The following is a 12,723-nucleotide window of genomic DNA, read 5'->3' on the forward strand; positions in this document are numbered from 1 at the left end:
CTCCCATACCTTACTTTTTATGTTCCACAATCTAGTTTGGCCATGATTTGCTTTCTGGCGTACATTTCTTTACCCACTAATCAATTGCCAGACTGCAGAACCAAGCACATCGCAAATAGCTCAGCCCATCATCGACTTGACAACACCCCGCTTATTGCGCATAATGGTTAATAAACTGAGGAAACGGGAGAAAGGGTCTTTGTGTTGTTATTCTTCCGATATATGGAAACCCAATGAAAGGAAAAGTAGCCCGGTTATTGGTACCAGCGAGTTGGGAAGTGGTGGAAGCCCGACGATCAAGGCCGAGGTGAAGATCAGCCCGGAGGGGTCCGACTGAAGTGTCAGTAGGTCGGAACGTTGGAAAACGTTAAGATTCACCGAGTTGCACAGATTGTGCTAATCGGGGTGGTACCGCGGGATTAACTCGCCCCCAGTGATGGGGGCTTTTTTTATGTCAAAGTTAGGGAGGATTAGCATGAATTACCGAAATACGCTACAGCTGCTCAAAACAGACTTCCCCATGCGAGCAAATCTGCCGGTGCGGGAGGTACAGATACAAGGGAAATGGAACGAAGAGCGGCTTTATGAGAAGCTGCAAGAAAAGGGTGAAAAGGAAGGGCGGCCAAAGTTCATTCTGCACGATGGACCGCCTTATGCCAATGGGCACATTCACATTGGTACAGCCCTAAACAAGGTACTAAAGGATATTGTAATCCGTTCTAAATCCATGGATGGGTTCCGGGCACCCTTCGTACCGGGGTGGGATACCCATGGCTTACCTGTGGAACATGCGGTGGTAAAACTTGAAGGGGGCAAGGAGCTAGAACCCCTGAAACTACGTCGAAAGTGTAAGGACTATGCATTGAAGTTCCTAGATATTCAAAGGGATGAATTTAAACGACTAGGGGGCTGGGGTGCATGGGAAGATCCCTACATCACTTTGGATCCAAAGTACGAAGCGGAACAGATCCGGGTGTTTGGGGAGATGTTTACGAAGGGGTATATCTACAAAGGGCTAAAGCCTGTGTATTGGTGTATGTCCTGTCATACTGCCTTAGCTGAGGCAGAGATTGAGTACAAAGATGCCCAGTCGGACTCAATCTATGTCAAGTTCCCTGTGGTAGACGGGAAAGGCTTACTGCCTGAAGATACCTCGGTGGTCATTTGGACTACCACACCTTGGACACTGCCGGCCAATATGGCTGTCTGCCTCCATCCAGCCTACAAGTATGCACTTCTTGAGACTGAGCAAGGCAAATTCGTTGTGGCCGAGGAGTTAGGGAGTACCTTTGCCCAAGAGATAGGTCTTGCGGATGTGTCTACGACGAAACTGTACAGCGGAGAGGAACTAGAGGGTATTCTGTGCCAACATCCCTTGGAGGATCGTACTGTGCCTATTATCCTGGGCATGCATGTTGGCTTGGATCAAGGTACCGGTTGCGTCCATACAGCTCCGGGCCATGGCGTTGAGGACTACGAAGTAGGGATGAAGTACAAGCTGCCTGTCTATGCTCCGGTAGATGCCCGGGGTGCCTTTACCAAAGAGGCGGGTAAGTATGCAGGAATGAATGTGTACAAAGCCAATCCCGTGATTGTAGAGGACTTGAAAGCGGCGCAGGTTTTGCTGCAGGCGGGCAAAATCGTACACCAATATCCTCATTGTTGGCGCTGTAAGGAGCCTGTGATCTTCCGGGCCACTGAGCAGTGGTTTGCATCCATTGACGACTTCCGAGAGGAAGCCCTAAAGGCCATTGGCGAGGTCAAGTGGATTCCTGGCTGGGGAATCGACCGGATTAGCAACATGGTCAAGGATCGCCATGATTGGTGCATTTCCCGCCAGCGATATTGGGGAGTGCCAATTCCTATCTTCTATTGTAAAGAATGTGGCAAGACGATTATAGATGAGAAGACGATAGAGTCGGTCAGCGCTGTCTTCGCCGAAGAAGGCTCCGATGCATGGTTCATCAAACCGGCTACGGATTTTCTGCCCCCAGGTTATGTTTGTGAGCAATGTGGCAGTGCGGATTTTACCAAGGAAATGAACATCATGGATGTCTGGTTTGACTCGGGCAGCAGTCATCGTTGTGTATTAGAGCAAAGACCCGAACTAGACGCACCGGCGGATCTGTATCTTGAGGGTAGCGATCAGCACCGGGGCTGGTTCCAGTCCTCATTGCTGACGGCAGTGGCCACGAAGGGCAAGGCGCCGTATAAGGCGGTGTTAACCCATGGCTTTATTGTTGATGCCGAGGGGAACAAGATGTCTAAGTCCATCGGAAATGTATTGGCCCCCGAGCAGGTGATTAAGAAGTACGGTGCCGATGTCTTCCGCCTGTGGGTGGCATCCTCGGACTACCGGAACGATGTGCGTATCTCAGATACGATCCTAGGACAAATGGCAGAAGCTTACCGCAGGATTCGGAATACCGCCCGTTTTCTTCTGGGCAACCTGCACGATTTTTCGTTGGAGAAAGATCAGGTGCCATTGGCAGAATTGGCTTCCTTGGATAACTGGGCCGTCATGCGGGTAAACGAAGTGGCGGAGAGGGTAACCCAGGCCTATCGCACCTATGACTTTCATTTGGTGTACCACGCGTTGTATAACTTTTGTGTGGTGGATATGGGCGGGTTCTACCTTGATGTGCTCAAGGATACTCTGTATTGTGATGCAGAAGACTCCTTTGTCCGCAGATCAGCTCAGACAGCGATGTATCAGATCTTGGTTAAACTAGCTCAGCTAATTGCCCCACTGCTGCCCCATACTGCCGATGAGATCTGGCAGTATATAAGGGAGATAGATAGCAGTCTCGAGGAAAGTGTGCATTTAAGCACTTGGTCTGTCTCAGCGGTAGACGAAGAATACTTGGGTAAGTGGGAGGAGTTCCTACGGATCCGCCGGGTGGCAATGAAGGCCCTAGAGGAGATGCGAGCCTCTAAGGAGATTGGTTCCTCTAACGAAGCAGCCATTGATGTGTACGTAGATGATGAAGCCTACGCAGCCTTGGTTCCTTTCTTGAATGATCTAGAACGGTTGCTCATGGTCTCTAAGGCAAGCGTGCATCGGGCAGAAGGTAGCCTACCGGATACCGGTGTATCCCTAGACGAATGCCCTGGGGTAAAGGTGCAAGTTAATGTGGCCGATGAGGCAAAATGTGAAAGGTGTTGGCGGTATCTACCTAGCGTAGGCACCGATGAGGAGTACAAGGATCTGTGTGCTCGGTGTGCTACCGTCGTGAAATCATAGCGAAACAGGTTAGACCTAACCACGCATGAGGAATAAGGGTGACCAGGAGCTGATCAGGGTCGCCCTTATCGCGTCCTGGGGTGGATTCACATAGAGCTCCTTTGGCTCTTTGGTATCAGCACAGGTTCCTTCTTAGTAGCCAGCGATAGATTATTCCACCCAGTCTTCAAGCATGATCCGAAAGAGCCGCCAGGAATCTCCTATGCCTTTAGACGTGGGGAGAGGCAGGTGACGCCGGCTGGAGATGTACTATCGCCAAGTCTGTAGGGGATCCAGTTGCGTTTTGATGCCAAGCCCCCTCTGCCTGTTCTTAGAGTCTTCTGCTTCCTAGGTATGATTTTCCCATGAGTGTAGGATAGAACTATAATATCAGTCTCCAGCATTCCTCGTTTCTGCTCCAATTCCCTTTGCAGAAAGCCCATGATGCTATTCTCTGTGTGCGGGCAAAACATCCAAGCAGGAGAAACCTCATCTCGTGGAGAACAGAAATCTGGACTAAGTTTCTGAAATGATTAGGTGTTTCTCACTATGGTGTTCAAGGTGCGAGACCTTCATTTTGAGAGGAGTCTGGGGTGTGCGAGAACGTATTCTCATTGTTGAAGACGATCCAGATATTAACCGGTTGCTGACGACCTTCTTGCAGAAGGAAGGCTATGAGACGATCGCGGCTTTTTCGGGGACCGAGGCGCTCTTCGTCCTCAAAGAGCGGATCGATTTGATACTGCTAGACCTAATGATCCCTGGACTTAGTGGGGAGAGGGTTCTCGAGCACATCCGTGAAAGCTCATCGGTACCGGTGATTGTTATTTCCGGGAAGATCTCATTAGATGATAAGGTGACAGCACTAGAGCTTGGTGCCGATGACTATATTACTAAACCCTTTGAAAAAAGAGAAGTACTCGCCCGGGTTAAAGCCGCGCTACGGCGTGCGCAACCAACAGCTGAAAAAGATCAAAAGCAAGTGCTATCTCATCAGGGCCTGGTAGTGGACGTCGAGTGCTTCCGTGTCACCTATCAAAATCAGAAGATTGATCTTACCCAGACGGAGTTTGTGATCCTTAAGACATTAATGGAAGAGCCGCAGGTCGTCTTCAGTCGGGATAAGCTCTACCGAAGGATCTGGGATGAGGACTATGTGGGTGATGATAACGCCATTACCGTACACATTAGTCATTTGCGGCAGAAGCTACGGCAAGCGTCAGGACAAGAGCATATTGAAACCGTCTGGGGTATTGGTTATCGGATGAGCGATGCGAGCAGGCTTTAGACTTTCTTAAGGTTTTGTTTACTTTTGGTACAGGTACTAAAGCTGCCCCTCCTCTAGAATAGAGGCAGGAGGTGCAAAGACATGAATGTATTTGTGAGGACCGATAATCTTTGTAAGAAGTACGGTCATACCTATGCTCTAAGGGATGCCAGTATTGAGATCCACCAGGGAGACATTTATGGGATTGTGGGCCGAAACGGTGCCGGGAAGAGCACCCTGATGAAACTAATCACTGGCCTGACCGAAAGAACTGCTGGTGAACTGGAACTCTTCGGGCAAACAGAAGACTTGTTTAAGCAAAGACGGCGGATTGGTGCCATCGTGGAGACTCCGGAGTTTTTCCCCTATTTCTCTGGTGAGCAAAACTTAGAGTATTTCCGCCGGCAACGAGGGATCGTTGACCCAGGGGTAGTCGAGCGTGCCCTTCGGCAAGTGGGTTTGGCAGATGCAGGAAGGAAGAAGTTCAAAGCCTATTCCTTAGGTATGAAACAACGTTTAGGGTTAGCCCTAGCTTTGATGGGAGAACCTGATGTGCTGGTGCTTGATGAGCCGGTCAATGGTATTGATCCAGCCGGGATTGTAGAAATGCGTCATTTGCTGTTGCGGCTTAACCAGGAAAAACACATCACCATTTTGATCAGTAGTCATATCTTGGCGGAACTGTCTAATTTGGCGACGCGCTTTGCTATTATCGATCAGGGGGTTATTCTCGAGGAGCTTTCTGCTGAGGAATTAGCCCTTAAGTCCCGAGCGTATATTGAATTGCGAACAGAGCAGCCCAGACGTGCTGTGGCAATTTTGGAGCGGGATCTTGGCTTTACCCAGTTTTTGGTGGACGCGCATGGTCAGATCCGGCTTTTTGAAGGGTTTGATCAGCTTGGTGCCATCAGCCAGAAACTCGTTCAGGAAAACGTGGGATTGCTCGGGATGGAGCAAAGACATGACTCCTTGGAAGATTACTTCCTAAATCTGATCGGAGGTGGTCGTCATGCTCAACTATCTTAGATCAGAGTGTTACCGTCATCTGCGGCAGCGCAGCCTGTGGCTCTTCTTTTTGTTCTGTCTTGCTGTGATTGTCATGTGCGCTTGGTCCTTCAAAAAAGCAGGTACGGCTCCCATCACCACGGAGAGATTCCTTAACTTCGGATTAACATCGATTTTATTGCTAGGGGCGATTATTTTCTCCGCGGTCTTTTCTGCCTTTGTCCACAAGGAAAGAGGGATTCATGTGCAGATGATTTCCTCCGGCATGACCCGCGGAAGGATCTTCTTTGGTGATTATGTTTCCCTCATGCTGATGACTGTGGTGTTTGCAGCAGTATTGAGTGGCATTTCCATTGCGGTAGGGGCTATCGTCTTCCCCAAAAGCGCGGGAGGGAACCTTAGCTTGGTCGCACTAGATTTCCTGAAAACCATTGGTGGGGTCTGCTTAGTGCTTGTTCCCTGGAATGCGATGGCTTTAGGGTTAAATTACCTGGTGCCTAATAAGGGAGCGGCGATCACCATTTTCTTTGCAGTGGGTTTGATTTCCTACCCCATTGTCGGAGCGTTGTCTTTAAGGCATGAGTTTCTTACGGTATTGTTGGAGTTTTACCCCATGACTCACCTGGAAATGCTTCTACGGCACAGCCTTCAGGCCAAAGAGTTTACTGTTTGCGTTGTAGGTAACTTGGCTGTTTGGTTTGGGTTGGGCACCATAGCATACTTCAGACGGGAGTTGTAGGACTTATACAGGGCTGGACCATTTTTGTAGAGGGGAGAAGATGCAAGGATATGAAACTGGCCATACTTGTGCTTACTGTGCTCTGCTTGCTTCTTCTTGGATTGTTAGTGATTATGCTAAGACAAATCCGTTCCATTCTCGGCCAGCTTAAGACCATTGAGCCGAATCAGCTAAGTAACATGCAGCTTCGTCTTGACGAAGCTGCCCCGGGGTTTGACAAGCTGTTGGTTGGCATCAATAGGTTGCTCAATCACAGTCGCAAAGTGAACCGGGACCTGGAGCGACAGAAACGGAACCTGCAATCGCAAATCACTAGCATCTCCCATGACCTGCGCACGCCACTTACCTCGATCCTCGGCTATCTTGAGCTGGCGGAAAGCTCCGAGAGCGCCGAGGAGCGAGGGCTGTACATAGACGTGGTAAAGCGCAAGGCCATCATTTTGCAGAACCTAATCACCGATTTTTATGAGCTGTCCCAGCTAGAAGAGGAGGAGTATCCCCTGGAACTGGAGACGGTCTCCTGCGTCCCGCTCCTGGAAGATACGGTATTAACCTTTTACCAGGATTTTATCAGACGTGGTCTGAAATTGGAGCTGGATATTCAAGAAACACCCCCCATACGGCTGTCCCGCAAAGAACTTGTCCGTGTCTATACGAATCTGATTCAAAACATCATTAAGCATGCCAAGATCCACGCACGTATTTTCCACGGGCAACTGAACGGTCAGATTGTCACCATCCTGGAAAACGACCTTGATAGTCAGGTCGTCTTGGAGCCCCAGCGTTTGTTTGAACGCTTCTACACTGTGGATCCGAGCCGACATGGTAGTGGTACTGGCTTGGGGCTATATATTGCGCGGATCCTGCTTGGTAAAATGGGTCATCAGATTAAGGCCGCGCAGTCGGGTCAACTTATTCGGTTCGTGATTACCTACGGAACTTCTGCTCCACCTTCGCGGTCTGTGCTAGACTGATCATCATCACCTGTCATCAGGGCATCTGTGCCTTCCCCATGTACATGCCGCTCGCGTTACTTCCCTGTTGTTTGTTTGAGGTAGGTTACTCCCTTCCATGACTTATCCTTGACAGTGTATAGCCGTTATGGTACTATATATACACTACGTACAGTATGTACAGGTTTATCTCTGGATGAAGGGGGGAGAGAGCCTCGGAAATCGTCATCCGTAACTCAAGTGAAAAACCGCTCTATGAGCAGATCAAGGATCAGATCAAGGCCCAGATTATTCGTGGAGAACTAGCGGCGGGCGATCAACTACCGTCTATGCGCTATCTAGCAAAGGAGCTGCGGATCAGTGTGATTACCACCAAAAGGGCCTACGACGATCTAGAACAAGAGGGCTTTATCGTATCAGTGCAGGGCAAGGGCAGCTTTGTGGCCGCTCAGAACCCTGAATTCTTAAGAGAGGAACACCTGCGAAACATCGAGGCGCATCTGGCTAAAGCACTTGATCTTGCTCGCCTATCCGGGATACCGGTTAGTGAACTAAAGGAGCTACTGGATGTACTCAACACAGAAGGTGAGGATAACCATGAATAGCAATATTATTGAAATTAGGGGGTTGCAGAAGACTTACCCAGGATTTCAACTGGGTCCTTGGGACTTGGATATTCCCCAGGGCGCCATCGTCGGTTTGATCGGTGAGAATGGTGCCGGCAAAAGTGTCACGATTAAGTTGATCCTGGAGCTAATCTACCCTGAACAGGGTGAGATCCGGATTTTCGGTCGACGGATGGGTGAAGACCCGGTGGGCATACGCGACCAACTAGGGGTAGTGTTTGATGAGTTACATCTATCCTCTGTCTTGACGGTGGCTCAGATTCAGAAAATATGCAGGAGAATGTATCGTCAATGGCAGGATGCTACCTTCGACCGGTATGTCAGACAGTTCGATCTGATGCCGGATAAGGCAGTTGGGGACCTCTCCCGGGGCATGAAAATGAAGTTGTCTTTGGCGATTGCGTTGTCCCATGGGGCTAGACTACTACTCCTTGATGAGGCGACCAGCGGCCTTGATCCGGTGGTGCGGGAGGAAATCCTGGATATTTTACTAGAGTTTATCCAAGATGAACGGCGGGGCGTCTTAATCTCCTCCCATATCCTTTCCGATCTGGAGAAAGCAGCCGACTACATTGCCTTCATTCATGAAGGAAGACTTATTTTCATGGAGAGCAAAGATCTCCTACAAGATGAATACGTGCTTTGCTCCTGCAATTCCCAGACCGCTCAGACCATTGACCCAGCGGCAATCGTGGGCCACCGCAAAAATGAGTTCGGGGAGAGGCTCCTGCTAAGAAAGACACTAGCGCCCCGGAGTCTAGAGCTAGAAAGACCGTCAATCGAGGATATCATGTTGTTCTTCATTAAAGGGGGCCAGTCACAATGAAAGCACTGATCTACAAGGACCTTTTGGTAATCAGAAAACAGATCCTCTTGATGCTTGTGGCGATGATGGTGTTGAGTTGTGCGTCCTGACGGTTCAAGGGCAACATCAGGCTCTACCTGCAGGTTTTCTGATCATGAATTTCATCATTCCTTTGTTTAGCCTTAGCTATGATGAACACTGCCAGTTTCCGAAGTTTGCCATCTCCGGTCCAATTACCCGGACACAGTATGTCCTAAGCAAATATGTCCCAGCGTTAGTTCTTGCGGTGGCTGGAGGGATAGTCTCATTTTTGATGCAGTTCTATTTATCCAAGACCTCTTTCCAGTGGGCGCTGTTTTCTGCAGTGTTAACAATTGGGACGCCACTCATACTGGTCTCGATTCTGTTTCCACTTATCTTTAAGTTAGGTGTAGAACGAGCTCGAGTAGCGATGTTTGTCTGTTATGTATTAGTATTCACCACCATTTCAGGGCAGAGGACAGGGCTAAAGCAATTCTTAAAGATGGCAGAGACTTTTTCGTTGGTCTTCAGTACGCTACTCAGTGTTGTGGTGATCATCCTTGTTTACCTTGTTTCCATTACGGTTTCCAAGCAGATCCTATTTCACAAAGAGTACTAGTGGATCTGATCTTAAGGGCTTGGTATTTCTGCACGTAAGGCTACTCTCATCTTAGTTAAGGGGGCGGTCCCTTCTATCCCCAATGCAATGGCGCCGTGTCTTTTTGCCTTTGTTCAGGTAAGATACGGTGCCATTGATCTCTTCCTCTTTTTCAAATTGAGCCCGCTTTCAGGCATTCTGCATAGTCGGACCGGCAGGACTTGCGGAATGAGTATCGAATAAAACAAAGTAATGAATAAAGTGCACGGTTCTCGTTCCGTTTATCTTAAGCGAAGCAACTCCTGGGATTTACTGGCGCTGCAAAAGCTAGCCCTATCCGTTCACGGATATGACGGTACATAACACACCTAGGGGATATCGTGGAGATGAGGTAGAAGTGTCGAAGGAATCAGTCAGTCTATTGTGGCCGTCCGGATTTGGATCTGATGGCAGGGACGCTAAGTTGCCCACGCAGTTTATTGTCGATCTCGATTTGGATAAGATCGTCTCGGCTATGAGTGTGGATCTGCGGAACAAAGAGCAGATACGTCGTATTCTATACCATCCTTGTTCGGATGCACAGGTTATTGCCTATCGTCTTGCGGTCCTCGATGATTTCCTGAATTTGCCTAGATTGGTCTCCAAGCTGAAGGAAATGTCTCCGTCGATTCGCCGTTTTGTGTCGCTCAAAAACCCTCGACATACCAAGGGAGATCACCCTCTTAAGCAGATCGGTTGGCGATTTGAGGTGCTCGACCAGTATGTTCTCTGTATGCAGAGGCTGCAGACGGTGTTAGCGATGTTCCGTGATGATATGCAGTCGGAAGGACTGAAACGGCTGTCTGACTATGCTACCAAGACGGTCTGCGGGGAAGAGTTCCAGGCACTAAAGCAAGAACTACCGGTTCTACGAGCAAGGTTTCAGAGTATATCTAGTGTCACCATTGGTCTGAACCTAAACTCCGAACTCCGTCCGGTGGAAGCAACACTACTTGCTATCAACTCAGAGCCCTTTGAGCCCAAGTCCTTTATGGCCAGGTTTCGGGGATTGGTGGATGGCAACACGTGTCCGTCAGTGTTTTATAGTCTGCTAAGAAAACCAGATTTGGAGCACGCCTTGTTTCGGGATCTTGATAGTGTGTTCAAGGATGCGTTAATGCCGGTTAACAGCATTTTGTCCCGGTTTACCAGCATCAATTCGGAGTTCTTCCGCCATTTGGAGATTGAGCTTGATTTCTACATCGGAGCCACTAAACTCATAGACTACCTTCGGGCGGCTGGTATGCCGATGTGTAGGCCGGAGGTTGCGCCTAAAGAAAGTCGAGTTACTGACATAAAGGAAAACTATAACATCAATTTGGCTTTGGACCTACTGTCAGCAAATCCTGTGCGGAATGTGGATCAGGAGATCGTTAAGAATGAAGTGAGCATGGGCCCTCGTGGACGGATTCTGATTATCACCGGTCCGAATCAGGGCGGCAAGACCACCTATCTTCGTAGCATCGGATTATCACATGTCTTGTTTCAAGCGGGGATTTTCGTCCCGGGTACAAGGGCTAGGATTAGTCCTGTTGACTGGATCTATACCCATTTTGCTGAGCCTGAGACGACAGATAACAAGGAGGGCCGATTGAGTGCAGAATCAAGACGCTTAGCACAAATATTCCAAACGGCTACCCGGTACAGTCTCATCCTGCTTAACGAATCTCTAGCCAGTACTAGCCCAGGGGAAAGCCTGTATATGACTTTAGACATCATGGGTGCCATCAGATTTTTGGGTGCCCGGGCGGCTTTCGCTACGCATCTCCATGAACTGGCAGCGCGGGTTGATGAGATTAATGTACAGGTGCCAGGGGATAGCCGTCTGGTGAGCCTGGTGGCCGGATTAGCCTTTGATGGACATAGTGTGGCCAAGCGTACATATCGTATTGTGGCAGCACCCCCAGCTGGCATGAGCTTTGCTAAGGACATTGCTGAAGCATACGGCATAAGTTTCGAACAGTTATGTGACGTACTTAGGGCGAGGAAAGTGGTGGATGCTGAGTTTCCGGCAAAGGAAGTACCGCGCAATACCCCCAAAGGAAGATTCTAAAAGGCGCTAGTGTGTGGCCTGGAAAGAATAAAGCGATGAAGCGTTACTGTTCCTTAATGCTTGAGGTCTTGAGATTAGGGGGATTTCCCGCAGTAGCTTTGGCCCTGGTGATGCTCGTAAATGGAGCCATGGCACCGCTTACCATTTGGCTTACTCAAAACGTAATTGATATTGGTATTAGACAGTCTGAACAAGGTCAAACCCTTACTCCGGTTATTCCCTGGTTGATTGGCTTGGTTTTGGCATTGGTATGTTTGAATCTGCGGGAACTAACGGAAATGGTGACGATGATCCGTCTCAAACATCGTTTGCGGGACTGGTTCAATCCTAGGGTATTAGCTAAGCTGTCCAGATTGGAATACCAGTGTTTTGAAGATACCAACACCGTGGATCTTATCTCCTGGGTAGGTGCGGCTCCTGAGGAAGGACTCAGTCAATCATTTCATAGTATCCTGTTTTTGCCAAACTACGTAGTGAACCTAGCGGGAACTGCACTTTTGTTACATGGGGTGGCTTGGTGGACACTAGTTGGCGCAGCCTGTTTGTTTGTGCCAGCGGTTTTGATACAAATGCGGATGGGCGTTGAAGGATATCGGCTTAGCAGAGAGCAAACACTGACAAGACGTAAAACAGACTACATCTCCGCGCTGATTACCGGCAGGACTTCTGTAAAGGAAGTAAGACTCTTTCAGCTGTCTGATCATCTACAAAGCAAATGGTCTTACCTGCATCGACAAGTGATCGACGAGCAATTTGCCCTAGAGGCCAGACACGTGCAGGAAGGACACGCGCTCTCCCTAGTTAAGATCGCTTTCATGATTGGCAGCCTCATTGCTTTTAGTATTCCCCTTTATTATCAAAAGGTTACCACCGGACAGTTCATCGCACTATCATCGGCTCTTAGTGAAGTGATGACCTTGGCGGTGTGGTCTATCCCCTATTCCCTGTCCATGGTGAAAAAAGACATTCTTTACTGGAATAATTTTGATAAATTCATGCATCTTCCCGAGATCCCGCCTGAGACCCGGTGGGAGCATATTGACAATCTGACTAGAGGTATTAGCTTCAATGATGTGTACTTTAAGTACCCAAATACAACCAAAGAGGTCCTACGGGGCGTTAGCTTTCGCCTGCGTCCTGGAGAACGGGTGGCGATTGTTGGCAAGAATGGGGCAGGTAAGCCCACGTTGATTAAGCTATTGCTGGGGTTATATCAACCCGATCAGGGAAGTATTACGTTGGATGGCGTTAATGTAAACCTGATTCATCCCAGAGCCTGTTTTAATGGCAATTCAACGCTGTCTAGCTGCCGGAGTCCATAGTGCAGAGGCAGTTAGATTTGAACTGCTCCAAATACTGGATAACACACCTACTAAGACTTCTCCCGTCTCCTA

General features: G+C 49.0%; 10 protein-coding genes and 1 other annotated feature. All 10 genes read left to right on the forward strand.

What is annotated here, in order from left to right:
- The first annotated feature begins 224 nt into the window (after positions 1-224).
- Positions 225-435, forward strand: a binding site (T-box leader).
- Between the two features lie 40 nt (positions 436-475).
- The 10 genes from ileS (at position 476) to M0Q40_11345 (ending at position 12,651) form a co-directional block, all read left to right on the forward strand.
- A complete protein-coding gene (gene ileS, locus M0Q40_11300) occupies positions 476-3,244 on the forward strand; it encodes an isoleucine--tRNA ligase (protein ID MCK9223182.1) in 2,769 nt (922 codons plus the stop codon).
- Positions 3,245-3,818: 574 nt separating this feature from the next.
- Positions 3,819-4,511, forward strand: coding sequence for a response regulator transcription factor (locus tag M0Q40_11305; GenBank protein ID MCK9223183.1), 693 nt, complete (start codon positions 3,819-3,821; stop codon positions 4,509-4,511).
- 81 nt (positions 4,512-4,592) lie between these two features.
- The gene (locus tag M0Q40_11310) at positions 4,593-5,516 is read left to right on the forward strand and encodes an ABC transporter ATP-binding protein (GenBank protein ID MCK9223184.1); all 924 of its coding nucleotides are present in this window, start codon (positions 4,593-4,595) and stop codon (positions 5,514-5,516) included.
- Entirely contained in the window at positions 5,500-6,234 is a 735-nt protein-coding gene (locus M0Q40_11315; GenBank protein ID MCK9223185.1) for a hypothetical protein, read from the forward strand. The genes M0Q40_11310 and M0Q40_11315 overlap by 17 nt, the downstream gene beginning before the upstream one ends.
- Before the next feature lie 50 nt (positions 6,235-6,284).
- Positions 6,285-7,208 (forward strand): HAMP domain-containing histidine kinase, encoded by a 924-nt coding sequence (locus M0Q40_11320; GenBank protein ID MCK9223186.1) that lies wholly within the window; start codon positions 6,285-6,287, stop codon positions 7,206-7,208.
- Positions 7,209-7,408: 200 nt separating this feature from the next.
- Positions 7,409-7,792: a GntR family transcriptional regulator gene (locus M0Q40_11325; protein ID MCK9223187.1), complete on the forward strand. Its 384-nt coding sequence runs from the start codon at positions 7,409-7,411 to the stop codon at positions 7,790-7,792.
- The gene (locus tag M0Q40_11330; protein MCK9223188.1) at positions 7,785-8,639 is read left to right on the forward strand and encodes an ABC transporter ATP-binding protein; all 855 of its coding nucleotides are present in this window, start codon (positions 7,785-7,787) and stop codon (positions 8,637-8,639) included. Before M0Q40_11325 ends, M0Q40_11330 begins: the two co-directional genes overlap by 8 nt.
- Positions 8,640-8,772: 133 nt before the next feature.
- Positions 8,773-9,258, forward strand: a complete 486-nt coding sequence (locus M0Q40_11335; protein ID MCK9223189.1) for an ABC-2 transporter permease — start codon at positions 8,773-8,775, stop codon at positions 9,256-9,258.
- A 376-nt stretch (positions 9,259-9,634) separates the two neighbouring features.
- Positions 9,635-11,329, forward strand: a complete 1,695-nt coding sequence (locus tag M0Q40_11340) for a hypothetical protein (GenBank protein MCK9223190.1) — start codon at positions 9,635-9,637, stop codon at positions 11,327-11,329.
- Between the two features lie 35 nt (positions 11,330-11,364).
- The gene (locus M0Q40_11345) at positions 11,365-12,651 is read left to right on the forward strand and encodes an ABC transporter ATP-binding protein/permease (protein MCK9223191.1); all 1,287 of its coding nucleotides are present in this window, start codon (positions 11,365-11,367) and stop codon (positions 12,649-12,651) included.
- The last annotated feature ends 72 nt before the right edge of the window (positions 12,652-12,723 follow it).

Source organism: Limnochordia bacterium, assembly GCA_023230925.1.
Lineage (GTDB): Bacteria > Bacillota > Limnochordia > DUMW01 > DUMW01 > JALNWK01.

What these genes read in the sequence shown, in the direction of transcription:
- ileS (MCK9223182.1), top strand. Translation starts at nt 476, where the DNA reads ATGAATTACCGAAATACGCTACAGCTGCTCAAAACAGACTTCCCCATG.
- M0Q40_11310 (MCK9223184.1), top strand. Translation starts at nt 4,593, where the DNA reads ATGAATGTATTTGTGAGGACCGATAATCTTTGTAAGAAGTACGGTCAT.
- M0Q40_11315 (MCK9223185.1), top strand. Translation starts at nt 5,500, where the DNA reads ATGCTCAACTATCTTAGATCAGAGTGTTACCGTCATCTGCGGCAGCGC.
- M0Q40_11320 (MCK9223186.1), top strand. Translation starts at nt 6,285, where the DNA reads ATGAAACTGGCCATACTTGTGCTTACTGTGCTCTGCTTGCTTCTTCTT.
- M0Q40_11330 (MCK9223188.1), top strand. Translation starts at nt 7,785, where the DNA reads ATGAATAGCAATATTATTGAAATTAGGGGGTTGCAGAAGACTTACCCA.
- M0Q40_11335 (MCK9223189.1), top strand. Translation starts at nt 8,773, where the DNA reads ATGAATTTCATCATTCCTTTGTTTAGCCTTAGCTATGATGAACACTGC.
- M0Q40_11345 (MCK9223191.1), top strand. Translation starts at nt 11,365, where the DNA reads ATGAAGCGTTACTGTTCCTTAATGCTTGAGGTCTTGAGATTAGGGGGA.